This is a genomic window from Streptomyces sp. NPDC057617 (assembly GCF_042800555.1).
Lineage (GTDB): Bacteria > Actinomycetota > Actinomycetes > Streptomycetales > Streptomycetaceae > Streptomyces.
On record NZ_JBHVGV010000005.1, the window covers coordinates 109,353 to 132,857 of the forward strand.

Consider the following 23,505-nt stretch of genomic DNA (forward strand, 5'->3'; position numbering starts at 1 on the left):
AAGACAGGGCGGGGAGGGGTCGAGGGATGGGGGACCGTGCCCACGAGCTTTTTTGCCTGCCCACCCGGGTCAAGGGCGGCGGTACGACCACCTCCCCCCCCGCCCCGGCGCTGCGCGCCACCGGCGCCGCGCTGAGCATCCTCGCCGTCCTGCTCCTCGCGTTCGTCGCCAATCTGGGCCCGCTCGGCGATCTGCGCCACGGCCGGGACCAGAAGGTCGCCCACTCCGCGCTGCGCGCCGAACTGGCCAACGCCACCGCGCCGGTCGGGCCGCGCGCCGAGGACGGCGAACCGCTGAAGCCCGGCACCCCCGTGGCGCTCCTGGAGATCCCGCAGCTCGGCCTGCGCACGGTGATCGGCGAGGGCACCACCTCGGAGGTCCTCGCCGCCGGGCCCGGCCACCGCAGGGACACCGTGTTCCCCGGCCAGGCCGGCGTCAGCATCGTGATGGGCCGTCAGGCCGCGTACGGAGGGCCGTTCGCGCACCTCGACGAGGTGCGGGCGGGCGAGACCTTCACGGTCAGCACCGGCCAGGGCCGCCACACCTACCGGGTCCTCGGGGTCCGCAGGGAGGGCGACCCGCAGCCGCCCGTCCTCGGGGCGGGCCAGGGCCGGCTCACCCTGATCACCGGTGACGGCCGCCCGTTCCTGCCCGGCGGACTGCTGCGCGTCGACGCCGATCTCGTCTCCGCCGTGCAGCCCGCCATGGCCCCCCTCTACACCACCGGCACGCTGCCCGCCGACGAGAAGCCGATGGCGCTCCAGACCTCCGCATGGCTGCCGCTGGTGCTGTGGGGCCAGGCCCTGGTGCTCGCCGCCGCCGCGCTGACCTGGATACGGGTCCGCTCGGGCCGCCGCGAGGCGTGGGTCATCGGCGTTCCCGTACTCGGCGCGCTCGGGTTCGCCGTCGCGGACCAGGCCGCGCTCCTGCTGCCCAACCTCCTCTGATCCCCAGCTCCTTTCATCCCCAGCGAATCCGAAGGACACCGCCGTGACCGCCTCCCCCTCCGACACCCTTCCCCTGCCGCCGGCGGATTCCCCCGCGCCGGGCACCGCCGCCGAGCTGGAGGCGCGCCGCGTCTCGGCCTGGTTCGGCGACCACAAGGTGCTGGACCGGGTGTCGCTGACCATGCCGGCCGGCCGGGTCACGGCGCTGATCGGGCCCTCCGGCTGCGGCAAGTCGACCTTTCTGCGCATCCTCAACCGGATGCACGAGCTGATCCCCTCCGCCGCCCTCGCTGGCGAGGTGCTCCTCGGCGGCCAGGACATCTACGCGCCCGAGCGGCGGCTGACCGACGCCAGGAAGCAGATCGGCATGGTCTTCCAGAAGCCGAACCCCTTTCCGGCCATGTCCGTGTACGAGAACGTCACCGCGGGCCTCAAGCTCACCGGCGTCCGGCTCGGCCGCGACGCCAAGGACGAGCTGGTCGAGCACTGTCTGACCAAGGCGGGCCTGTGGAACGAGGTGCGCGACCGGCTGCGCCAGCCCGGCGGCGCGCTCTCCGGCGGCCAGCAGCAGCGGCTCTGCATCGCCCGCTCCCTGGCGGTCAGCCCGCGGGTGCTGCTGATGGACGAGCCCTGCTCGGCGCTCGACCCGACCTCGACCCGGCGGGTGGAGGAGACGATCAAGGAACTGGCCGGCGAGGTCACGGTGGTGATCGTCACCCACAACATGCAGCAGGCGGCCCGGGTCTCCGACCGGTGTGCCTTCTTCCTCGCCGAACAGGGCACCCCCGGCGGCATCGTCGAGCACGGAATCACCTCGGCGATGTTCACCAGCCCCGCCGATCCCCGTACCGCAGACTATGTCAACGGCCGCTTCGGCTAGGCCTGTTGGGAGCGCGTTCGACGCGCGTAGTTGGTGGGGAAGGAACGCGGTTTCCCACGATTTTTCATGATCCCTTCTGATGGCCATCCCGTGACCAAGGGGCAACTTCCTGACGAATCATGCCGTCAGGTAGTCGGTCGGATCCCATGTGTCACGAACGTCTCACTAGGTTGCACCTGCTGCTCCTAGGGCCGTACCCGCGGTCCGCCTGGGACGAGTGGCAGGGGTGGGGTCATGGGATCGCCCGATGAGAGCGGGAGATTACGGAACGCCGCCGGCGTGCGCTGTCAGACCGACATCGACGCCGACGGCCGCTATGGATGGCGCGTCGTCGCACAGAACGGGCGGGTGGTCGCCGTTTCGGCAACCGCTTTCACCTCGTACGAGCGATGCCGCGCCTCCTTCGAGGAGGTGTGCCGACAGCACGCCGTACTCACCGGCGGCGTCCAGCACACGCAGGAGAACAACGGCTGGATGTGGATAGTCAGGAACGAGGCGGGGCAGCGCACCATAGTGTCCGCCCGTTCGTACGAGCGGTACTCGACCTGCCGCGCCGCGTACGCCCGTTTCCGTGACCTGCTGCGGGAGCTGGGCGAGAGCGGCGAGGTCCCGTGGAGCGGGAGCTGATGCCTCATACGCACAGGAGTGTGGCCTTCTTTGCGGTGACTTCGCACGTCACTTGCACACGTTCGTAACCGGAAGTTGCCTCTAGGGCGCCCCTCGTTCAGATGAAGGTGCCCGCATGTCAACCGCGTCCCGTGAGCGTCTTGGTTGTGCTGAGACGAACAAGGGAGCGAACTGTGGCCGTCGGACCGGCCGATGGACCTGTCAGAGGTCACCCCGACGGGGTGGCCGCCATGGACAGTTCGCGTGCGCTGTACGCCGACCCCGGGCTGCCCGACCGGTTCTTCCGGGGCGTGGCCCGAGGCGGCGGCGGCCTTGTGCTCGCCGTCATGCTGCTGGTCGGCGGATTCCTGCTGTACCGCGCCTGGCCGGCGATCGACCGGGCCGGCTGGTCCTTCCTGACCACCGAGGCCTGGGAGCCGGACGCCGGCAACTTCGGTATCGCCGCGGTCATGGTCGGTACGGTTCTGATCGCCACGGTCGCGATCATCGTGGCGTTTCCGCTCGCGCTCTGCGGGGCGCTCTACATCTCCGAGTACGCGCGGCCCGGCATCCGGTCCACGCTGATCAGCATCGTCGACCTGATGGCGGCGGTGCCCAGTGTGGTCTACGGGCTCTGGGGCCTGTTCTTCTTCGAGGGCGCGATCCTGCCGACCGCGCGCTGGATCGCCACCTATCTGGGCTGGTTCCCGCCGTTCAGCGTGGTCGGGGTCGACCCGCGCGACCCGCTGTCCACCGAGACCATCTACACCTCCTCCACCCTGATCGCGGGCATCGTGGTGGGCCTCATGGTCGCGCCGATCATCTGCTCGGTCATGCGTGAGGTCTTCTCGCAGGCCCCGGCCGGTGAGCGCGAGGGTGCGTACGCGCTCGGCGCCACCCGCTGGGGAATGATCCGCAGCGTCGTCCTGCCGTTCGGCAAGGGCGGCATGATCGGCGGCACCATGCTCGGCCTCGGCCGCGCGCTGGGCGAGACCATCGCCGTCTACCTGATCATCTCGCCGGTCTTCGTGATCCAGTGGCACATCATCCAGAGCGGCACCAGCTCGGTGTCCTCGCTGATCGCGCTGCGGTACGGCGAGGCCAGCCCCTTCGGCATGGCCGCGCTGATGGCCGCGGGCCTGGCGCTCTTCGTGGTGACCCTGATCGTCAACTTCGCCGCCTCCTCGATCGCCGCCCGCAGCCGCTCGGGCGCGGCGAGCGACGCCTAGCGCTCCCGGCCGCGCGCCCCGCCGGTCCACCGCACGCCGACTCCAAGCCGCCTCTAAGGGGATCCACCCGTCATGACCCTCGCACCCGAGACGCCGCCGTCCGTGAAGGACGAACGGCGCACCGTGCTGCCCGCGAGCCTGCCGCGGCCCGACGGGCCGGCCGGGGAGCGGCGGCGTTCCCTGACGCTGACCCGGGCCACGGACACGTACGCGCTGCTCGGCTCGGCCGCCGGGGCCACCGGTCTGACCGCCCTGCTCTTCGTCTGGCTGCTGCCCTTCAACGGCGTGGTCGGCTTCGTCTTCATCGCCTATGTGCTCTTCCTCGCCCTGTACGCCCTGGTGGTCTCCTTCGACGAGGACGGGCCGACCGTACGGGACCGGATCGCCGGAGTCGTGGTCCGCAGCATGGGCCTGGTCATGGTGGCCGCGCTGGCCTACGTGATCGTCTTCACCCTGTGGGAGGGCCGCAGGGCGCTGCCCCATCTCAACTTCTTCACCCAGGACATGATGCTGGCGGGCCCGCTCGACCCGCTGAGCGCGGGCGGCATCCTGCACGCCATCGTCGGCACGCTGGAGCAGATCACCATCGCGCTGGCGCTGACCGTGCCGTCCGGGCTGGTCTGCGCGGTCTTCCTCAACGAGGTGCCGGGACGGTTCGCGCGGTTCGTCCGCACCATCGTCGAGGCCATGACCGCGCTGCCGTCCATCGTCGCCGGCCTGTTCATCTACGCGACCGTGATCCTCTCCCTGGGCACCGGGAAGTCCGGCCTCGCCGCCGCCCTCGCCCTCTCTGTGATGATGCTGCCGATCATCATCCGCGCCTCCGACGTGGTGATCCGGCTGGTGCCCGGGACCCTGCGCGAGGCCTCGTACGCGCTGGGCACCTCGCGCTGGCGCACCGCCTGGCACGTGGTCCTGCCCACCGCGCGGTCCGGGCTGACCACCTCGGTGATCCTCGGCACCGCGCGCGGAGTCGGCGAGACCTCCCCGGTGTTGCTCACCGCGGGCTTCACCGCCGAGATGGAAGTCAATCCGTTCGACGGGGCGCAGGTGTCACTGCCGCTCGCCGCCTTCGAGTTCGTCAAGTCGCCCGAACCCGCCATGATCGCGCGCGGGTTCGGCACCGCCGCGACGCTGATGGCTCTGGTGCTCCTGCTGTTCGTCCTCGCCCGCGTCATCGGCGGCCGCGCACCGGGCCAGTTGACGCGCCGTCAGACCCATCGGCGGGTGCTCGCCTCACGCCGTGACGCCGAGCGCTTCGCCGCCCGTACCGCCAGCAGTACGGCAGCCCGCACGCCGACCGTACCGTCCGACACGTCCTTCAGGAGTTCCCCGTGAGACCCGCGACCGTCTCCCGTCTGGCCATGGGGCTGGCCGCGCTGCTCTGTGCGCTGCTGGCCGTCGGCCCGCCGCCCGCCTGGGCGGTGACCTACCCGAAGATCAACGGCGCGGGCTCCACCTGGAGCGCCAACGCGCTCGACCAGTGGCGCCGCAATGTCGCCTCCAACTTCGGTATGACCGTGAACTTCGCGGCGACCGGATCCTCCAACGGCCGTGAGCAGTTCAGGAACGGCTCCGTCGACTTCGGCGTCTCCGAGATCCCGTACGGGCTCAAGGAGGGCGGCGTCACCGACGTCCCGCCCACGCGCGGCTACGCCTATATGCCGATCGTGGCCGGTGGCACGGCCTTCATGTACAACCTGAAGATCGGCGGCAAGCGGGTCACCAATCTGCGGCTGTCCGGCGATGTCCTCGCCAAGATCTTCACCTCGAAGATCACCATGTGGAACGCGCCCGAGATCAGGGCGGACAACCCGGGCCTGACCCTGCCCGCCCGCCGGATCGTGCCGGTCGTACGCGCCGACGGATCGGGTACGACGGCGCAGCTCACCACCTGGCTGGCCAAGGAGCACGGCTCGACCTGGAACGACTTCTGCGCACGCGCCGGACGCGCCACGCCGTGCGGTCTCACCTCGTACTTCCCGGTGGTGCCCGGCACCTCGACGATCGCCAAGTCCGGCTCGCTCGGGGTCTCCGGCTATGTGAAGCAGAACCAGGCCGAGGGCGCGATCACCTATGTCGAGTACTCGTACGCCATCTCGACCGGCTTCCCGGTGGCCAAGATGCTCAACGAGTCGGGCTACTACGTGGAGCCGACCGCTTCCAGCGTCGCCGTGGCCCTGCTCAAAGCCGAGATCAACCCGGACAAGAACTCGACCAACTATCTGACCCAGATCCTCGACGGCGTCTACCAGGCGAAGGACAAGAGGTCCTATCCGCTCTCCAGCTACAGCTACATGATCATCCCCACCTCGCTGGACGGTGAGCAGAACCCCATGACGAAGGCGAAGGGCCTCTCACTGGGCACCTTCGCCAACTACTTCCTCTGCGACGGCCAGCAGATGGCCGAGGAGCTGGGCTACTCGCCGCTGCCGAAGAACCTGGTCGAGGCGGGCTTCACGCAGGTGAGACGGATCCCGGGCGCCCCCACCGACAAGATCAACATCAGCAAGTGCCGCAACCCCACCTTCTCCGCGGACGGCAGCAACACCCTCGCCAGGAACGCCCCGCAGCCCAAGGACTGCGACAAGAAGGGCCCGACGCAGTGCGCCACCGGCACCGCGGGCGCCAAGGACCAGACGACCCCGGTGAAGCCAGGGGCCCAGGGCTCCAACGGAGGCTCGGGCAACGGCGGTTCGGGCGGCGGCACGGGCGGTACGGGAGGCTCCGGCGGTACGGGCGGATCCTCGGCCGGCACCGGCGGAGCCGCGGCCACGGGCGGCGCCACGGGCGGAGCCTCCGGCTCCCAGGACCCGGCCGCCACGGCGGCCGGCGCGTCCGGCGGAACGATCGACCCCGACACCGGCGAGCTGATCACCGGTGACGGCGCCGCCGGCGGCGGAGACTCCTCGGTCGTCGCCAACCCGGTCACCCTCTCCTCCGGCGAGGCGTCCGGGCTGCGCGGCGCGCTGATGGCGCTCTCCGCGGTCCTGCTGGTCGGCGTGGTCATCGGCCCGCCGCTGACCGCCCGCGCGCTCTCCGCCCGGGCCCGCCGCAGGGAGGGATCGGGATGAGCGTGCGCGACATGACGGTCTCCCGCCGGGTGCGGGTCAAGGCCGGCCTCGGCGCCCTGGCCGGCGCTCTGCTGCTGGCCCTCGTACCGCTGCCGTCGGGGCCCGTGCAGGCGGCGGAGGTGCCGGAGGTACGGGCGCCGAAGGCCGCCGCTGAGGACTCGGCGGTGACGAAGAGCGGCAAGAGGGGCCCGTACGACGACTTCTCCGATCTCAAGGTGACGGTCCACCAGACCAAAAATCTACGCGCGCAGGGCGTGGAGGTGACGTGGACGAGCCGTGAGAGGCCGCCGTCCACGAAGTACACGAACTTTCTCCAGGTCATGCAGTGCTGGGGGGACGACGCGGCGGGGCCCCAACGTGAACAGTGCGAGTTCGGCGCGATCAGAGCGGGCGACTTCTTCATGGGCCTGCGAACGCTGCCCAAGGGCACGGACCCGCTGGAGACGAAATACGCCGAGGCGCCGACGGGCAACAACCCGTTCGTGCCGTTCCGGCCCGTGGTGGGGGAACCGACCGACTCGGTCAACGACGCGACGTACTTCAGCAACAACGACACGAACACCCAGCCTTGGCTGCGCACGAGGCAGGACGGCACCGGCGAAGCGGTCTTCGAGGTGAAGACGGCGCTCGAAGCGCCCCATCTGGGGTGTGGCGAGGTCGACCCGGCAGCTGGACGGACGACGCCCCGGCGGTGCTGGCTGGTCGTCGTCCCCCGTGGCACACACGATCCGGACGGTTCCAGCGATATCAGCGCGGGGCTCAAGACCTCCGGCCTGAGCCAGTCCAACTGGGACCAGCGGATCGTCTTCCCGATGGACTTCAGTCCGGTGGGCAATACCTGTGACGCCGACAAGGCCGAGCGCCGCGTCATCGGATCCGAGCTGCTGACCGATGCCATCACGTCCTGGCAGACGCGGTTGTGCTCGGGAGCCGACTCGCGCTTCACCTTCAGCCAGTCCGGCGAGGACCACGCGCGGGAACTCATCGCGAACCCCACGGCGAGTTCGCCCGGGATGGGGATCACCGTGGCACCCGTCGAGGGCGGGGCGGAGGTCGTGCACGCTCCGGTGGCCGTCAGCGCTCTTACGGTCGGCTTCTTCTGGGAGGACGAGGGCGCTGGACAAGTGCACGATCTCAAGCTCAATCCACGGCTGCTGGCCAAGCTGATGACCGGCTCGTACCCCTACGACATCCGGCTCCTCAGCTTCGAGCATCCGGTACCGGACCACCTCGAAGGGAACGCGCTGTCCATCATTGTCGATCCGGAATTCAGAAAACTGAACCCGTATTTCGACCGTCCCGTGGCGCCTCAGCTCGGTCCTGACGGGATATTGCTGCAGGCCGTTAATTCGGACGTCAATGCTCTGGTGTGGAGGTATCTCCAGTCGGACACCGACGCCCGGGAATTCCTGCAGGGGAAGCCGGACCCCTGGGGCACGAAGGTGAATCCCTTCTACCGGGAGCTGGGTCTCGACAAGACCGCCCCTCTGGATTTCCCGAAGGCGGACCCGACCGAGACCGAGGTTTCGCTGGCACTCGGCGGTGGTCAGACAGGGAAGATCTCGTACGGGCAGCAGGAGAGGGCTCCCTACTCCAACGACCTGCACAACGGAGCGCTGCGGGTCCGGCGAGGCGCCAGCGGAGCGACCTTCGTCGGCGCCCAGGACCCGACTACTCCCAGCGGCGTCAAGCTCGTGGCATCGGACGTCAACCCGGGAAGCCGTATGGCCTACGGCATTGTCGACGCCGCGTCCGCGTCCCGCTACGGGCTGGATTTCGCCGCGCTTCCCAACGCCGACGGCGACTATGTCAAGCCGACCACGGACTCCCTGCTCAAGGCCGTCGCCCGGATGCCCGACTCGGCCGTCAAGGGTGTGAAGGCGCCTACCCCGGCCACCGCGAAGGGCGGCGCCTATCCGCTGGCGGCGGTCGCCTACGCCGTTGCCCCGCTGGACCAGCCGGCGGACGCCCGACGGGACTACGCACGGCTGATCCGGTACGCGGCGGGCGACGGGCAGAAGGCGGGCCTGGCGCCGGGTGAACTGCCGCCCGGATACGCGCCGATGCCCAAGGGCCTGCGCGACCAGGCGCTGGCCGCCGCTGACCAGTTGGAACGCGGCAAGCCGGCCGCCCCTGGTGGTGACGAGAGCGTTCCAGCCGGTGCCGGCAGCTCCGGCGGCGGTTCCGATACGGCCGCTGTCGGCGGGCCCGCCGGGGATTCCGGCGGTACGGCGGGGAGTGCCGGAAGCGAGGGAGCGGCCGGCGGTTCCGGTACGGACGCGCCCAGCGCCTCCGCCACCCCGGGCGCCGCGGCGGACGGTGGCGGTTCAGGTCCTGGGAAGAGCGTCGCCGCCACGTCCGGCGGACTGACCCCCGGCGAGGTGCTGGGCATTGTCCGCTGGGTACTGCTCGGGGTCCTGGTCGCGGGCGGTGTCGCCGCGCTGGCCGGTCCCGTACTCCTGAGGCTCTCCGCACGCCGGGCGGCGACAGGCGGCTCCGGATGAGCTAGCGCTCCGTGGCACCGGAATTCCCGGAGCGGCGTTCCGCCCTCCGGGAATTCCGTGTCACCACTCGTGAATTCCCTAGGAGTCACCTAGGAAATGCCCCCGTAACCTTTTCCTTCAATGGAGTTGGTGGTTCTCCGGCGGGAGAATACGGAACTGTTCACGGTGTCGGCCGACGGGTCGGCAGCAACGAAAATCCGGATTCCTCTTGACCGTCCATTCCTCGCAATCCGTATTCACGGAGGAGAACAGAAGTGAACGTCAAGTCCCGTATTCGCATCGCCGCCGCTGTCGGCGCCGCCGCTCTCGGTCTGAGCCTGTTCGCGTCCCCCGCGTCGGCCGACCCGATCCCCTCCACCGACTACCGTCAGCTCGTCGGTGTGGGTTCTGACACCACCCAGGACGTCGGCAACGGTCTCGGCCTGGCCATCGCCGACCCGAACAACTCCCCGAGCACCAAGCTGATCGCCTCGTACGACGCGACGGGCTCCTCGCCCATCAAGACGCGCGCGGTCAACTGCTCGATCCCGCGGCCCAACGGTTCCTCGGCCGGCATCGACGCGCTGCGTGCCGACCTCGCGGCCCCGGCCGGCAGCACCACCAAGAACTGCATTGACTTCGCCCGCTCTTCGCGGACCCCGGCCGACACCACCACCAGCACCAAGCTGACCTGGATCCCGTTCGCCAAGGACGCGGTGACCGTCGTCGTCCGTTCGGGCAGCGCGCTCAACACCACCGTGGGCTTCACGACCCAGCAGCTCCACGACATCTACACCTGCACCAAGACCACGCACAACGGCGTTGCGCTGAAGCCGCTGCTGCCGCAGCTCAACTCCGGCACCCGCACCTTCTTCCTGGGCAAGATCAATGTCACCGAGGCCCAGGTCGGCACGTGTGTCAACGGCACCGTCCAGGAGCACGACGGCACCGCTCTGACGGACAACGGCAACATCGCCCCGTACTCCATCGCCCAGTACATCGCCCAGACCGGTGGTGTGGTGACGGACCGTCACGGCGTCACCGTCCTCCTCAAGGTGGACGGCATCGAGCCGCGCGTCGGCGGCAACCTGAACGTCGCGTTCCCGTACAACCGTGACGTCTACAACGTCGTCCCGACCGCCAAGCTGACCGGTGGCGCCACCCCCGACGCCGACCTGATCAGCGCCTTCGAGACCAACACCTCGAAGGTCTGCGCCCAGACGGGCGTCATCACGGACTACGGCTTCGGCACCATCGCCAACTGCGGCAACGTCACGCTCAAGGGCGAGCGCTGATGACCCGGGGCGGGCACTGACCACGGTCTCCGCCCCGGTCCTTCGCACCACCGCACCACCGCACCACGGCCGGGCACCCTCCACGGGTGCCCGGCCCCCCGGCCTCCGCCCCCACGGTCGGCCGGACACGCACCTCATGACCTACGCGCAGCGATCACGGAGGAGGAACCCGCAGTGAAGCTCGCGTCCGCCATCCGTTCGGCAGCCGTCACCCTCGCCGCCGCCCTCGGTCTGAGCCTGCTCACCACGCCGGCGTCCGCCGACCCGATCCCGTCCACCGAGTACCGCCAGCTCGTGGGTGTGGGCTCGGCCACCACCCAGGAACTGCTCAACAGCCTGGGCCAGGCCATCCCGGACCCCGACAGCTCCCCGAGTCCCTCGCTGATCGCCTCGTACGACGCCGAGGGTGCCTCGCCCATCAAGACCCGCCCCGTCGGCTGTGTGCTGAACCGGCCCAATGGCTCCGTGCACGGTGTCCTGGCGCTGCACGACGCGATCGTCAACAACACGGGCTGCCTCGACTTCGTCCGTTCCTCCCGGGGGCCCAGGGCTCCCGGCACCCGCCTGACGTGGATCCCGTTCGCCAAGGACGCGGTGGCCTTCGCCGTCCGTTCGGACAGTCCGCTCAACACCGCCGCGGGCCTCAACCTGAATCTCATCGAACTCCGTGAGATCTTCAGCTGTGTCAAGAGGCAGCACAACGGGGTCACCCTGCGACCCCTGCTGCCTCCGGAGGGCTCCGGCACCCGGGCCTGGCTGCTGGCACAGCTCAGCATGGGAGACGCGCAGGTCGGCGCGTGCGTCGTTCCGTTCCAGGACAACTACGGTGTCGCGTTGACCTCCCCGGGCGATATCGCCCCGTACTCGGTCGCCCAGTACATCGCGCAGACAGGCGGTGTGACGGCCGACCTGCACGGTACGACGGTGCTCCCCAAGTGGAACGGCGTGTCGCCGCGCAACCCCAACGGCACGCTGAACACCGCTTTCCCGTTCGTCCGCGACATCTACAACATCGTCCGGACGAACAGGCTGAGCGGCAGCCCGGCCGCCGATCCGGCGCTCATCAGCGCCTTCGTGGGGCCCGGTTCCCAGGTCTGCGCGCAGTCCCGGCTCATCCAGGCCTACGGCTTTGTCACGCTCGGCGCCGCCTGCGGCAGCACTGCCCTCCAGGGGGAGCGCTGATCAATACCACTCGCTTCGACGACCAGGCCGGGCGCCCCGCAGGCGCCCGGCCCCACGGCGTATCCGTGGCCCGGCCGAAGTCCCTGTCCACACCCATCCGGCACCTGTGCCGCATACCGCGCCCCGTGCCCAACACCTACTAGGAGTTACGACCATGACACGCCTCGCGCGAGCGAGAACATTTCCGGCGCTGCTGATGTGCTGCGCCCTGCTTCTGGGCGCGGCCGCTGCCGTACTCGGCGCCGCGGCCACCGCGAGCGCGGCCGGCCGTCTCGGCGACCTGACCCTCAGCAAGACCTCCGGAAGCATCAATGACAACCCCCTGGTCCCGCATGTGACCACGGACGCGCCGTGCCCGACAGGCCAGGGCGATGCGGTGTGGCTCAAGGTGGTCCACCCGGCGGGGACCGGATCGCGTATCCGTCTCGGCCAAGCGTCCAACGGCCCTTATGACACCGCGCCCGTGGACACCGACATACCGGCATCGAGCACCTCACTCGCCACGGTCCTCACCAATTGGTTCGGCGACGGCAACCATGACGGCACCTACGAACTCCAGTTGGAGTGCCCCAACTGGAACGACCCGAACGACTTCTCGTTCTTCTCCACGAACATCGAGATCACCGGCGACACCTGGGCACTGCCCCAGGCGGAAGCCACCAGCGTCGAGCTGACGGCGGTCCCGGCGACCGAGTCCAATCTGGGCGACACGGTGACCATCACGGCGAAGGTGACCCCCGCTGTGGCCGGTGACTTCACCCTGACCGCGCAGCAGCTCAACGCCGAGCCGGTCGAACTGGGCAGCAAGGCGGCCGAGAACGGCACCGCCGTGTTCACCACCTCGGCCCTGCCCCTGGGAGTTGTGAACATCGGGGCACAGTTCACCTCCGCCGACCCGGACGCCTACGCCGATTCGGTCGGGTCCATCGCCGGCTACACCGTCCACCCGGCCGCCGACCCGTCCGGCCCGCCGTCGGGCTCCCCCTCTCCCACCGGCTCCCAGTCCCCGGAGGAGCCCGCCGACCTCGAAGTCGTCGACGCGGACGGCAACGCTCTGGAGGAGAACCCGAACCTGGAGGCCGGCCAGAAGGTCGCCATCACCGCCCGCGGCTACTCCGCGAACTCCACGGTGAAGGTCACCCTCTCCGACAGCGAGACCGCCTTCGAGGGCGCCACGGCCGACGCCGAAGGCATCGTGCAGGGCTACGACTTCACCGTCCCCGAGGACATCGCCGACGGCGACCACGCACTGACGTTCGCCGAGGACAAGGCGGAGGGCCACACCGTCACGTTCGCCTTCACCACCGGCGAGGTGGTCGACCCGGACCCCACCCCCGAGCCCAGTGACAGCGCGAGCGACGACGGCGGTACGACGGACGGCGCGACCGGTGGCGACACCGGCGGCGCGGACACCGGCGGTACGGGCGGCTCGGACGGCGGCACCGGTGGCGGCGACGGCGGGTCCCTCGCCTCGACCGGTACCGGAGTCGCGGCGATCGGCCTCGGCTCGCTGGCCCTGCTCTTCGTGGGCGCCGCCTTCATGGTCTCCGCGCGCCGCAAGGGGCTGCTGACCTTCGCCGCGCCCTCGGGCCCGGCGGGCGACTGACGCTCGGTCCCGCACAACAGGGCCTCCGGGGGCGGGCGTTCACCGTACGCCCGCCCCCGGGCCCACGCCCGGATCCGCCGTACCCGTACAAGAGCCTCACCCCCCGACCAGACTTCGACCCAGACAGCGAGGAGCGCAGCCACCGTGGCCGTTCTGACATCGCCGCCGTCCGCCCCCGCGCCGGCCGGACCCGAGCGGCCCATCGAGCGCGGGAAAGCCGCCACCCCCGCCCCCGGCCCCGCACGCCCCGGCATGGCGCTGGCCGGGGCCGCGCTGTGCGTGCTCGCCGCCGTGCTGCTCGGCTTCGCCGCCAACCTCACCGTCGTCGGCCATCTCAAGCACGCCCGCGACCAGCAGGTCCAGTACGACGAGCTGCGCAAGCAACTCGCCGAGGGCACCGCCCCCGTGGGCGGGCGCGACAGCAACGGCAAGCCGCTCGTGCTCGGCGCGCCCGTCGCCCTTCTGGACATCCCCGCCCTCGGCGTGCACGAGGTCGTCGGCGAGGGCACCACCTCGGGTGTCCTGATGTCAGGACCCGGGCACCGCCGTGACACCCCCCTGCCCGGCCAGGCGGGCACCTCCGTGATCATGGGCAGGCTCTGGGGGTACGGCAGCCCGTTCGCCAGTCTCGACCGGCTCCCCGAGAACGCCACGGTCACCGTGATGACCGGACAGGGCAAGGCGCAGTACCGCGTCACCGGTATCCGCCGGGCCGGTGACGCGCTGCCCACGGCCGCCGACCCCACCAAGGGCAGGCTCACCCTGATCACCGCCACCGGCCCCGCGTACACCCCCTCGGGCGTGCTGCGCGTCGACGCCGAACTGACCTCGCCCGTCCAGCCCAGCCCGCCGCGCGACCGCCGGTCCGGCTGGATCGGCACCTCCGAAGAGGCGCTCAAGGGCGACAGCGGTGCCTGGCTCGCCGTCTTCCTCTGGACCCAGGGGCTCTTCCTGGCCGCCCTGCTCGCCGCGTGGGCCCAGCGCGTATGGGGCCGCTGGCAGACCTGGGTCTGCGCGCTGCCCGTACTGGCCGCCCTGGGGCTGGCCGTCGCCGGGGCCGCCACCCGCCTCCTGCCCAACCTGCTCTGAAATACCGGGAGTTGACCGACATGACCGCCACCACACCCACTGATATCGCTGACGCCGTGCGGCGCCCCGGGGCGGGCCCCGCCACCCTGGAGGCCGACAGCGTCTCCGCCTGGTTCGGCGACCACAAGGTCCTCGACCGGGTCTCGCTCACCATGCCCGCCAACCGGGTCACCGCGCTCATCGGCCCCTCGGGCTGCGGCAAGTCGACCTTCCTGCGCATCCTCAACCGGATGCACGAGCTGATCCCGTCCGCCGGTCTCGCCGGCCGCGTGCTGCTCGACGGCGGCGACATCTACGACCGGGGCCGCCGGATCACCCATGCCCGCCGCGAGATCGGCATGGTCTTCCAGAAGCCCAACCCGTTCCCGGCGATGTCCCTGTACGACAACGTCCTGGCCGGTCTCAAGCTCAACCGCATCAAGGCCGGCCGCGACGGCAGGGACGACCTCGTCGAGGAGTGCCTCACCAAGGCCGGTCTCTGGCGCGAGGTCAAGGACCGTCTCCGCCAGCCCGGCGGCGCCCTCTCCGGCGGCCAGCAGCAGCGCCTCTGCATCGCCCGCTCCCTGGCCGTACGCCCCAGGGTCCTGCTGATGGACGAGCCCTGCTCGGCGCTCGACCCCACCTCCACGCGCCGGATCGAGGAGACGATCGCCGACCTCAAGTCCGAGGTGACCATCGTCATCGTCACCCACAACATGCAGCAGGCCGCCCGCGTCTCCGACTCCTGCGCCTTCTTCCTCGCGGAGCAGGGCACGCCCGGCGTGATCGTCGAACACGGCGACACGGACGCGATGTTCAACCGCCCCCAGGACACCAGGACGGCCGACTACGTCAACGGCCGCTTCGGGTAAGGCCGTTGCGGTAGGCCAAGGGCGTTGCGGGGCGCTCGCCGTGTTGCGGTGAAGGCGGCTGTACGGGCGGGACCGGCCCGTACAGCACGGCTCAGCACGAGTCACACGGGACGATCTCCGCGCGGTGCAGGATCAGCATGTCCGCCACCACACACGTGATGTCCCCGCGCGCGTCCCGTCCCACCCACAGGGGATACGAGCCGTCACCGCGCCCGCTGGGAAAGGCGATCAGCCCGGCGCCGTTGACCGGGTCGCGCCGTACGGTGATGCCGTCCTGTTCGTGAGGGACATCGGAAGCCCACTTCCCCGAGAGCAGCCGCTCGGCCGACGCGTCCGCGAAGCAGCCGGTCCCGGAGCCCACGGCGAAGCCGTGGAACTCGCCGTCGCGCAGCAGCCGTACGTCCTGGCCGGGGCCGGTCGCGGGCTCCCAGTACGCGGTGGGGTTCTGGGACACGACCACCCGCGCCGCCGCGTACTCCTCGACGGGCCGCCAGTGGCCCGGCAGCTTGACCGGATAGGCGGCCACGGCGATCTCCACGCGGTAGCCGCCGGGGCGTAAGAACACCGCGGGCGCGTCGCTCGAGTTCCCATCGTACGGATCGCACGCGATCAGGCACCCGCTCGGCAGCCGCAGCAGCCCCGCGTCGATGACGCGCCGTACGGCGTACCGGTCCGCGCGGTCGCCGGGCGGCGGCGTGAAGCGGGTGTCCACCGTGAACATCTCGGCGAGATGGCGCGGGCGCATGGGGCGGGGCGGGTGCCAGCTCCGTACCCCCGGCGAGCCCTGCGGATCGGGTACGGTCCGCAGTTCGACCGGGGCGGTACGGTCGCCCGTCATCGTGGCCGCCACCGGGCCCCACTCGCCGAAGGCCGGCACCGGCTCCCAGCTCCGGTCCTCGGGCACCCGCACAACGGTGTGGCGCGCCGGGCCCGCGTCGCCGCGCGGTTCGCTCACCCGGCGGCTCGTGCCGTCCGGATGGAGGTCGATCCTGACCCGGCCCGCGGTGCCCGCGAACTCCGGCAACTCCGGGCTGCCGTACCGCCATTGGGCGAGCCTGCGCAGGAACAGCCGGTCGGGCCGCAGCCGCCGGATGTCGATCTCCCGGGTCCTGCGGCCCTGGTCGTCGTACGCCCAGATGCCGAGATAGCCGGCCGGCCGGTGCGCCCAGGCGATGTGCAGCACCGCGACCGGCTGCGGACGTCCGGGGGCGCGCAGGATCACGGCGTACGGTGCCCCGGCGGCGTCCCGGGCCGCGGCGGCCCGGGGGCCGATCGGGCCGACGACCGTACGTGTCACCGGGTCCCAGTCCTCGCCGTACATCACATCGATGATCACGAGAGCCGCACTCCTCGTACGGTGGCGCCGGGGCGCCTGGTGCTGGGGGAACAGGTCATGGCCGAACCAGCGCACGGCTTCACAGAAACATCACACCGGCGCGCAGTGTGATGCTTTGGCGAGCGCTCGCGCTGTCCCAGGTGGGCCGTTTCGCGTCTGCCGCGGATGAAGTGATGACGTCACGGATGAAATCGCGGATGAAGTCGCGGAGGAACCGGCACAGGGGGCATGGGCACGGTGAACGGTGCCGCGTCGTTATGAAGGTGACAGTGTGGTCAGCGGCGGGGGAGCGGGCCGGAAGAGCGGCCGGACAGCCGACGGCGGGCTCGGCATGGCCGTCGAGCGCGCGCAGCGTGGGGACGAGGAGGCGTTCGAAGCGGTCTACCGGCAGATCCATCCGAGACTGCTCGGCTATGTGCGCGGGCTGGTGGGGGACGACGCGGAGGATGTCGCGGCCGAGGCCTGGCTGGAGATCGCCAGGGATCTGCTGCGGTTCCGGGGGGACGGGGACGGCTTCCGGGGCTGGACGGCCACGATCGCGCGGCACCGGGCGCTCGACCATCTCCGCCGCCAGCGCAGCCGGCCGCGGGTCACGGAGTTCGAGCACGATCTGCTGGACCTGCCGGGCGGCCAGGACACCGAGCGCGAGGCGTTCGAGTCGCTGTCGACCGAGCGGGCGCTGGCGCTGGTCAGAAAGCTGCCGAGGGACCAGGCGGAGGCGGTGCTGCTCCGGGTGGTGGTGGGCCTCGACGGGCCCGCGGCGGCGCGGGTGCTGGGGAAGAGGGTGGGAGCGGTGCGTACGGCTTCGTACCGCGGCCTGAAGAGGCTGGCACCGGCGCTGGCGGCCCTGTCACCGGCGGGCGCGGCCTCGGCTCCGGCGCCGGCCTCGGTCCCGGCCTCCGGGCAGTCCCCGGCCTCCGCCCCGGCAACGCTTCAGGATGTGGGATGAGCACGAACGGTGAACTCTCCGAGGCCGCCGACCGGTTGCGTACGGCGCTGCTGGACCCGTCCGGCGAACCGGCCTCCCGTACGGGCCGGGAAGCCGCCGTGGCGGCCTACCGTACGGCCCGCGCCTCGGACGCGCCGACGGACCCGAGACCCCAGGACGACTGGCGCCCCCGCGGCCACCGGGTCGTCCACGCCTTCCGCGGCGCGAGGGCGCTGGTCGCGGCGCTGGCGGCGGTGGCGACGCTGAGCGGCGTGGCGATCGCGGCGGGCACGGGAGCGATCCCGACCCCCTTCCGCGCCCCGGCCACCCACCAGCCCCCACAACGCCCCCCGGCCCCCTCCCCACCCCTCAGGCCCGCCGCCCCCTCCACCCCCACGACGACCACCGGCACCCCGCCCCAGGAGTCCGCAACACCGTCCTCCGCGAAACCGACTCCCCCCGGCCAGGCCGCCCAGGACCAGAAACCGAAGAAGCCGAAGAAGCCCAAGAAAACGAAGCAGCCGAAGGACAAGGAGAACAGCACAGGGCAGGGACAGAGCCAGAGCCAGAACGAGAACCAGGGACAGGGACAGGGACAGGGACAGGGACAGGGGAATCAGCAGTGACGACGGCGGAACGGCAGCCCTTCGACACCGAGGAGTACGAGCAACGGGCGCGCGGCGGGCCGTGCTTCATCTGTGCCTTCCTCGCGGGTGACCCGGCCTACCGGCACGAGACCGTGTACGAGGACGAGCATCATGTGGCCTTCTTCGACCGCTTCCCCACCCTCCCGGGCAAACTCCTGGCCGCCCCGAAGCCGCACATCGAACACGCCGTCCGCGACCTGGACGAGGCCGCGTACATCCGGCTGATGCTGTTCGTACGGACGGTGGCGCTGGCGATGGAGGACGTCCTCAAGCCCGAGCGCACCTACCTCCTGTCCCTGGGCAGCCAACAGGGCAACGCCCACCTCCACTGGCACATCGCGGGCCTGCCCCCGGGAGTCCCGTACGGCCGGCAGCAGTACCACGCGCTGATGGCGGAGAGCGGAGTCCTCCCCACACCCCCCGAAGAGACCTCCGCCCTGGCCAAACGCCTCAACCAGGCAATCAACACCCGCCTGCGGCCCGGCGCTTGACTACACCGCCCCGCTCGGGCGGGACATCCGTAGCGCCAGGTCCCTCAGCAGCGCCTCCGACGTGATGTCCGTGCGGCCGGAGTCGTGGACCTCGGCCAGTTCCGAGAAGACGAAGCTGAACGCGCCGATGAGCTGCATGATGGCGGGCAGCGCCGCCTCGGTGACCGCGTGGGCCGCTTCCAGTGGGGTGGCTTCCGGGGAGACCGTGAAGGACGGGAAGACCTCGGCCAGCAACGACCCGATCTGCCCCGCACCCGACTCCGCGGCCGGCCCCGAATCCCCGCCCGCGGCGCGGATCCACTCCGTGGACTGCGTGAGAATGCCGATGGCCCTGAGAACGACTTCGCTCTGTTCCATACGGAGAGCCTAGAGGGCCCGCCCCGGGTCGCCCGGCCGATGCGGAAGTCGGCAAAAGCGGGACGCCGCCCCGGAATCGGACCTACCCTCGACATGTGTCAGGCGCGTCCGGCCGGGTGCTCGTCGTCGACGACAACAGGGTCATCCGGCAGTTGATCAGGGTCAATCTCGAACTGGAGGGTTTCGAGGTCGTGACCGCGGCCGATGGTGCCGAGTGCCTGGACGTGGTCCATGAGGTCATGCCCGATGTGGTCACCCTCGACGTGGTGATGCCCCGCCTCGACGGCCCCCGCACCGCCGCCCGCCTCCGCGCCGACCCCCGTACGAGCCGCCTGCCCATAGCGATCATCAGCGCCTGTACGCAGTACGAAGTGGAATCCGGCCTCGCCGCCGGAGTGGACGCTTTTCTCGCCAAGCCCTTCGAGCCCTCCGAGCTGATCCGACTGGTCCGCCGTCTCACCCACCGCAACCCCCCGCCCCCCATGGACGGCCGCCGCGGCGCGGGCACCGCGGGCACGGCCTGCGGCTGACAGACCCGCCTGGAGCCGCCCGGAGCCGCGCCCGGCCCGGCGGCCGGCCCCCGGCCGAGCCCCGCCCCCGCTCCCACCGCTGCCCGCATCGCGAAACGCGCTCGCGGAGGCCACCCCCTCCTCCCATACGCTGGTGCCGTGACTCCCGCAGAGCTCTCCCGTACCGTCCGGCACGCCGTGTGCCGGGCGGTCGCGGACGACGCCCTGCCCGGCCCCGTCCCCGAGCGGATCGCCGTCGAGCGGTCCCGCCCCGGCGGTCGCGGCGAGTACGCCACCGGCATCGCCCTGCGCCTCGCGGGACCCGCGGGACGCCCGGCCCGCGAGGTCGCCGAGATCCTGCGCAGCCGCGTCGACACCACCCACGGCATCGCCCGCGTCGAGATCACCGGACCCGGCTTCCTGAACTTCACCCTCGGCGAGGACAGCGCCGCCGCCCTGGTCCGTACGATCCTCCGCGACCCGGCCCGCTACGGCCACGGCGACGCCCTCGCCGGTACGGTCGCCGCCTTCGCCCCCGCCGAAGAACCGCGGGCCGACCTGTGGACCCGTACCGTCGTACGGCTGCTCCGCACCCAGGGCGCCGAGGCCGCCGTCGTACCCGGCGCGGAAGAACGCCTGAGCGTCGTACCCGCGCCCGACCCCGCCGCCCTCGCCCGGCTCGGCCCCGACGCAGCCCGCTGGGCGCTGCTGCGGCCTGCCGCCCACGACCGTCCGTACACCGGCCTGGACCTGCTCGTACAGCGGGACAGCAACGCCCTGTTCCGGGTCCGCTACGCGTACGCGCGCACGCGCGCCCAGGCGCGCGCCGCCGCCCGCCTGGGCATCGGGAGCGACCCGGTCGGCAGCGACCCGACAGAGCCCGGCCGGCCCGCCGCCCCCCTCCTCACCGCCCTCGGCGACCACCCCGCCGTCCTGGAGGCCGCCGCCCGGCTGCGCGCGCCCGACCGGCTCGCCCGCCATCTCGAACTCACCGCGGAGGCGTTCCTGCGCTTCCAGGAGACCTGCCGCCCGCTGCCGCTCGGCGACGAGAAACCCTCGGCCGCCCACAGCTCCCGGACCGCGCTCGCCGAAGCCGCCGGGGCCGTGCTGGCCGGCGGCCTGTCCCTGCTCGGCGTCGACGCACCAGAACACCTCTGAACCACTCAAGAGAACCAAGAGAGCCACGAGATGAGCCGTTCCGCACACCCCGCAGGCCCCCGTCACGCGGATGTCTTCCCCGAGGGGCACTACACCGCCCCCGCCGCCGACCTCAATGTCCTGGACGAGAAGGTCTGGTCCCGTACCGTCCGCAGGAACGGGGACGGCGTCGCCACCGTCGCGGGGATCGAAGTGACCCGGCTCGCCGAGGAGTTCGGCACCCCGGCGTACTTCCTCGACGAGGCCGACTTCCGCGCCCGCTGCCGCGCCTGGTCCGACGCCTTCGGCAGCGACGCGGACGTCTACTACGCGGGCAAGGCCTTCCTCTCCCGCGCCGTCGTCCGCTGGCTGCACGAGGAGGGCCTCAACCTGGACGTCTGCTCCGGCGGCGAACTCGCCACCGCCCTCGCCGCCGGCATGCCCGCCGAACGCATCGCCTTCCACGGCAACAACAAGTCGGCCCAGGAGATCGAGCGGGCCATCGAGGCCGGGGTCGGCCGGATCGTCCTCGACTCCTTCCAGGAGATCGTCCAGGTCGCGCACACCGCGCGCCGCCTCGGCACCCGCCAGCGCGTCCAGATCCGGGTCACCGTCGGTGTCGAGGCCCATACGCACGAATTCATCGCCACCGCCCACGAGGACCAGAAGTTCGGTATCGCGCTGGCCGGCGGACAGGCCGCCGAGGCGGTACGGCGGGCCCTCGCCCTCGACAGCCTCGAACTGACCGGTATCCACTCGCACATCGGCTCGCAGATCTTCGACATGGCCGGCTTCGAGGTCTCCGCCCGCCGGGTGGTGCAGCTGCTGGCCCAGATCCGCGACGAGCACGGCGTCGAACTGCCGGAGATCGACCTCGGCGGCGGCCTCGGTATCGCGTACACCTCCGAGGACGACCCGCGCGAGCCGCACGACATCGCCAAGGCCCTCAGTGACATCGTCACCCGTGAGTGTGAGTCCGCGGGGCTCGCCACCCCCCGGATCTCCGTCGAGCCGGGCCGCGCCATCGTGGGCCCCACGGCCTTCACGCTCTACGAGGTCGGCACCATCAAGCCGCTCGAAGGTCTGCGTACGTATGTCAGTGTGGACGGCGGCATGTCCGACAACATCCGTACGGCCCTGTACGACGCCGAGTACAGCGTGGCGCTCGTCTCGCGCCGCTCTGACGCCGAGGCGATGCTCACACGCGTCGTCGGCAAGCACTGCGAGAGCGGCGACATCGTCGTACGGGACGCGTTCCTGCCCGCCGATCTGGCCCCCGGGGACCTGATCGCCGTGCCCGCCACCGGCGCGTACTGCCGCTCGATGGCGAGCAACTACAACCACGCGCTCAGGCCGCCCGTCGTCGCCGTGAAGGACGGCGCGGCCCGGGTCATCGTCCGGCGCGAGACGGAGGAAGATCTTCTGCGGCTCGACGTCGGCGAGTGAAATACATGTCTCGCAATCTGGACAGAGGGCAGAAACCCCCGTCCAGTGAGTGAGACTGGTTCGGATTCCCGCGGTAATCGGCTGTGATGGATGAAAGGCGTAGGTCGGATGATGCGTACGCGTCCGCTGAAGGTGGCACTGCTGGGCTGCGGTGTGGTCGGCTCAGAGGTGGCGCGCATCATGACGACGCACGCCGAGGATCTCGCCGCGCGGATCGGCGCCCCGGTCGAGCTGGCCGGGGTCGCGGTCCGGCGCCCCGCCAAGGTGCGCGCGGGCATCGACCCCGCGCTGATCACCACCGACGCGATGGCCCTGGTCAAACGGGGCGACATCGATGTGGTCGTGGAGGTCATCGGCGGCATCGAGCCCGCCCGTACGCTCATCACCACCGCGTTCGAGCACGGCGCCTCCGTCGTCTCCGCGAACAAGGCGCTGCTCGCCGAGGACGGCACGACCCTGTACGAGGCCGCCGAGCGGCACGGCCGGGACCTGTACTTCGAGGCGGCCGTGGCCGGCGCCATACCGCTGGTACGGCCGCTGCGCGAGTCCCTCGCCGGTGACAAGGTCAACCGGGTCCTCGGCATCGTCAACGGCACGACCAACTTCATCCTCGACCGGATGGACACCGCGGGCTCCGGCTACTCGGAGGCGCTGGACGAGGCCACCGCCCTCGGATACGCCGAGGCCGACCCGACCGCGGACGTCGAGGGCTTCGACGCCGCCGCCAAGGCCGCCATCCTCGCCGGCATCGCCTTCCACACCCGGGTCCGCCTGGACGACGTCCACCGCGAGGGCATCACCGAGGTCACCTCAGCCGATCTCGCCTCCGCGCAGAAGATGGGCTGTACGGTCAAGCTCCTCGCGATCTGCGAGCGCGCCGCCGACGGGCTGTCCGTCACCGCCCGGGTGCACCCCGCGATGATCCCGCTCAGCCACCCGCTCGCCTCGGTGCGCGAGGCGTACAACGCGGTCTTCGTCGAGGCCGAGGCGGCCGGGCGGCTGATGTTCTACGGTCCCGGCGCGGGCGGCGCGCCCACCGCCTCCGCCGTCCTCGGCGACCTGGTCGCGGTCTGCCGCAACAAGCTGGCCGACGCCACGGGCCCCGGCGAGTCCGCGTACACCCAGCTTCCCGTCAGCGCCATGGGCGAGGTCGTGACGCGCTACCACATCAGCCTCGACGTGGCCGACAAACCGGGTGTGCTCGCCCAGGTCGCGACAGTCTTCGCCGAGCACGGCGTATCGATCGATACGGTGCGCCAGAAAGGCCGCCAGGACGGCGACGGCGAGGCCGCCCTCGTTGTCGTCACCCACCGCGCGCCCGACGCCGCCCTCTCCGGGACCGTCGAGGCGCTGCGCAAGCTCGACACCGTGCGCGGTGTCGCCAGCATCATGCGTGTTGAAGGGGAGTAAGG

At 71.1% G+C, this 23,505-nt stretch carries 21 protein-coding genes; 19 read left to right on the forward strand and 2 right to left on the reverse strand.

Going from position 1 to position 23,505, the window contains the following annotated elements; all coding sequences use genetic code 11:
- Positions 1–26: 26 nt before the first annotated feature.
- From ACFU9P_RS14425 to ACFU9P_RS14480, 12 genes are all read left to right on the forward strand, one after another.
- A complete protein-coding gene (locus ACFU9P_RS14425; RefSeq protein WP_384080270.1) occupies positions 27–947 on the forward strand; it encodes a sortase in 921 nt (306 codons plus the stop codon).
- Between the two features lie 73 nt (positions 948–1,020).
- The gene (locus ACFU9P_RS14430) at positions 1,021–1,827 is read left to right on the forward strand and encodes a phosphate ABC transporter ATP-binding protein (RefSeq protein ID WP_376372063.1); all 807 of its coding nucleotides are present in this window, start codon (positions 1,021–1,023) and stop codon (positions 1,825–1,827) included.
- 279 nt (positions 1,828–2,106) lie between these two features.
- Positions 2,107–2,454, forward strand: coding sequence for a hypothetical protein (locus ACFU9P_RS14435; RefSeq protein ID WP_376372007.1), 348 nt, complete (start codon positions 2,107–2,109; stop codon positions 2,452–2,454).
- Positions 2,455–2,684: 230 nt separating this feature from the next.
- Positions 2,685–3,662 (forward strand): phosphate ABC transporter permease subunit PstC, encoded by a 978-nt coding sequence (gene pstC / locus ACFU9P_RS14440; protein ID WP_384080273.1) that lies wholly within the window; start codon positions 2,685–2,687, stop codon positions 3,660–3,662.
- A 72-nt stretch (positions 3,663–3,734) separates the two neighbouring features.
- Positions 3,735–5,000: a phosphate ABC transporter permease PstA gene (pstA, locus tag ACFU9P_RS14445; RefSeq protein ID WP_376372002.1), complete on the forward strand. Its 1,266-nt coding sequence runs from the start codon at positions 3,735–3,737 to the stop codon at positions 4,998–5,000.
- Complete coding sequence (locus ACFU9P_RS14450; RefSeq protein WP_384080277.1) at positions 4,997–6,736, forward strand: phosphate ABC transporter substrate-binding protein PstS; 1,740 nt, start codon at positions 4,997–4,999, stop codon at positions 6,734–6,736. Before pstA ends, ACFU9P_RS14450 begins: the two co-directional genes overlap by 4 nt.
- Positions 6,733–9,240 (forward strand): hypothetical protein, encoded by a 2,508-nt coding sequence (locus ACFU9P_RS14455; RefSeq protein WP_384080280.1) that lies wholly within the window; start codon positions 6,733–6,735, stop codon positions 9,238–9,240. Before ACFU9P_RS14450 ends, ACFU9P_RS14455 begins: the two co-directional genes overlap by 4 nt.
- A 254-nt stretch (positions 9,241–9,494) precedes the next feature.
- Positions 9,495–10,514 carry a hypothetical protein gene (locus ACFU9P_RS14460; RefSeq protein WP_384080283.1) on the forward strand — a complete coding sequence of 340 codons (1,020 nt, stop codon included), beginning with the start codon at positions 9,495–9,497 and terminating at the stop codon, positions 10,512–10,514.
- Between the two features lie 174 nt (positions 10,515–10,688).
- Complete coding sequence (locus tag ACFU9P_RS14465; protein WP_384080286.1) at positions 10,689–11,696, forward strand: hypothetical protein; 1,008 nt, start codon at positions 10,689–10,691, stop codon at positions 11,694–11,696.
- 154 nt (positions 11,697–11,850) lie between these two features.
- Positions 11,851–13,302 (forward strand): Ig-like domain-containing protein, encoded by a 1,452-nt coding sequence (locus ACFU9P_RS14470; RefSeq protein ID WP_384080289.1) that lies wholly within the window; start codon positions 11,851–11,853, stop codon positions 13,300–13,302.
- A 144-nt stretch (positions 13,303–13,446) separates the two neighbouring features.
- Positions 13,447–14,391, forward strand: a complete 945-nt coding sequence (locus ACFU9P_RS14475) for a sortase (RefSeq protein WP_384080292.1) — start codon at positions 13,447–13,449, stop codon at positions 14,389–14,391.
- 20 nt (positions 14,392–14,411) lie between these two features.
- Positions 14,412–15,242, forward strand: coding sequence for a phosphate ABC transporter ATP-binding protein (locus ACFU9P_RS14480; protein ID WP_376371982.1), 831 nt, complete (start codon positions 14,412–14,414; stop codon positions 15,240–15,242).
- 91 nt (positions 15,243–15,333) lie between these two features.
- Here the strand turns inward: ACFU9P_RS14480 and ACFU9P_RS14485 are convergent, their stop codons facing one another.
- Positions 15,334–16,578 (reverse strand): DUF4241 domain-containing protein, encoded by a 1,245-nt coding sequence (locus ACFU9P_RS14485; protein ID WP_384080295.1) that lies wholly within the window; start codon positions 16,576–16,578, stop codon positions 15,334–15,336.
- Positions 16,579–16,909: 331 nt separating this feature from the next.
- Here ACFU9P_RS14485 and ACFU9P_RS14490 point away from each other — a divergent pair, with 331 nt between their 5' ends.
- From ACFU9P_RS14490 to ACFU9P_RS14500, 3 genes are read left to right on the forward strand one after another with little or no spacing between them, the layout of a single operon-like run.
- Entirely contained in the window at positions 16,910–17,527 is a 618-nt protein-coding gene (locus ACFU9P_RS14490; RefSeq protein WP_376372060.1) for an RNA polymerase sigma factor, read from the forward strand.
- Positions 17,524–18,132, forward strand: a complete 609-nt coding sequence (locus ACFU9P_RS14495; RefSeq protein WP_384080298.1) for a hypothetical protein — start codon at positions 17,524–17,526, stop codon at positions 18,130–18,132. The genes ACFU9P_RS14490 and ACFU9P_RS14495 overlap by 4 nt, the downstream gene beginning before the upstream one ends.
- On the forward strand, positions 18,129–18,644 hold the full coding sequence (locus tag ACFU9P_RS14500; RefSeq protein WP_384080301.1) for an HIT family protein: 516 nt from the start codon (positions 18,129–18,131) through the stop codon (positions 18,642–18,644). Before ACFU9P_RS14495 ends, ACFU9P_RS14500 begins: the two co-directional genes overlap by 4 nt.
- On the opposite strand, the gene ACFU9P_RS14505 is transcribed toward ACFU9P_RS14500, so the two are convergent.
- Positions 18,645–19,001, reverse strand: coding sequence for a hypothetical protein (locus ACFU9P_RS14505; protein WP_376371970.1), 357 nt, complete (start codon positions 18,999–19,001; stop codon positions 18,645–18,647).
- A gap of 95 nt (positions 19,002–19,096) precedes the next feature.
- Here ACFU9P_RS14505 and ACFU9P_RS14510 point away from each other — a divergent pair, with 95 nt between their 5' ends.
- The 4 genes from ACFU9P_RS14510 (at position 19,097) to ACFU9P_RS14525 (ending at position 23,503) form a co-directional block, all read left to right on the forward strand.
- Positions 19,097–19,531 (forward strand): response regulator, encoded by a 435-nt coding sequence (locus ACFU9P_RS14510; protein WP_376371967.1) that lies wholly within the window; start codon positions 19,097–19,099, stop codon positions 19,529–19,531.
- A gap of 138 nt (positions 19,532–19,669) precedes the next feature.
- Positions 19,670–20,668 carry an ArgS-related anticodon-binding protein NrtL gene (gene nrtL, locus ACFU9P_RS14515; protein ID WP_384080305.1) on the forward strand — a complete coding sequence of 333 codons (999 nt, stop codon included), beginning with the start codon at positions 19,670–19,672 and terminating at the stop codon, positions 20,666–20,668.
- A 30-nt stretch (positions 20,669–20,698) separates the two neighbouring features.
- Positions 20,699–22,093: a diaminopimelate decarboxylase gene (gene lysA / locus ACFU9P_RS14520; protein ID WP_384080309.1), complete on the forward strand. Its 1,395-nt coding sequence runs from the start codon at positions 20,699–20,701 to the stop codon at positions 22,091–22,093.
- 108 nt (positions 22,094–22,201) lie between these two features.
- Positions 22,202–23,503 (forward strand): homoserine dehydrogenase, encoded by a 1,302-nt coding sequence (locus ACFU9P_RS14525; protein ID WP_384080312.1) that lies wholly within the window; start codon positions 22,202–22,204, stop codon positions 23,501–23,503.
- Positions 23,504–23,505: the final 2 nt, after the last annotated feature.

Coding starts and splice junctions, on each gene's coding strand:
- ACFU9P_RS14455 (WP_384080280.1), top strand. CDS start 6,733: ATGAGCGTGCGCGACATGACGGTCTCCCGCCGGGTGCGGGTCAAGGCC.
- pstA (WP_376372002.1), top strand. CDS start 3,735: ATGACCCTCGCACCCGAGACGCCGCCGTCCGTGAAGGACGAACGGCGC.
- ACFU9P_RS14505 (WP_376371970.1), bottom strand. CDS start 19,001: ATGGAACAGAGCGAAGTCGTTCTCAGGGCCATCGGCATTCTCACGCAG.
- pstC (WP_384080273.1), top strand. CDS start 2,685: ATGGACAGTTCGCGTGCGCTGTACGCCGACCCCGGGCTGCCCGACCGG.
- ACFU9P_RS14425 (WP_384080270.1), top strand. CDS start 27: ATGGGGGACCGTGCCCACGAGCTTTTTTGCCTGCCCACCCGGGTCAAG.
- ACFU9P_RS14525 (WP_384080312.1), top strand. CDS start 22,202: ATGATGCGTACGCGTCCGCTGAAGGTGGCACTGCTGGGCTGCGGTGTG.
- ACFU9P_RS14480 (WP_376371982.1), top strand. CDS start 14,412: ATGACCGCCACCACACCCACTGATATCGCTGACGCCGTGCGGCGCCCC.
- ACFU9P_RS14490 (WP_376372060.1), top strand. CDS start 16,910: ATGGCCGTCGAGCGCGCGCAGCGTGGGGACGAGGAGGCGTTCGAAGCG.
- ACFU9P_RS14495 (WP_384080298.1), top strand. CDS start 17,524: ATGAGCACGAACGGTGAACTCTCCGAGGCCGCCGACCGGTTGCGTACG.
- ACFU9P_RS14470 (WP_384080289.1), top strand. CDS start 11,851: ATGACACGCCTCGCGCGAGCGAGAACATTTCCGGCGCTGCTGATGTGC.
- lysA (WP_384080309.1), top strand. CDS start 20,699: ATGAGCCGTTCCGCACACCCCGCAGGCCCCCGTCACGCGGATGTCTTC.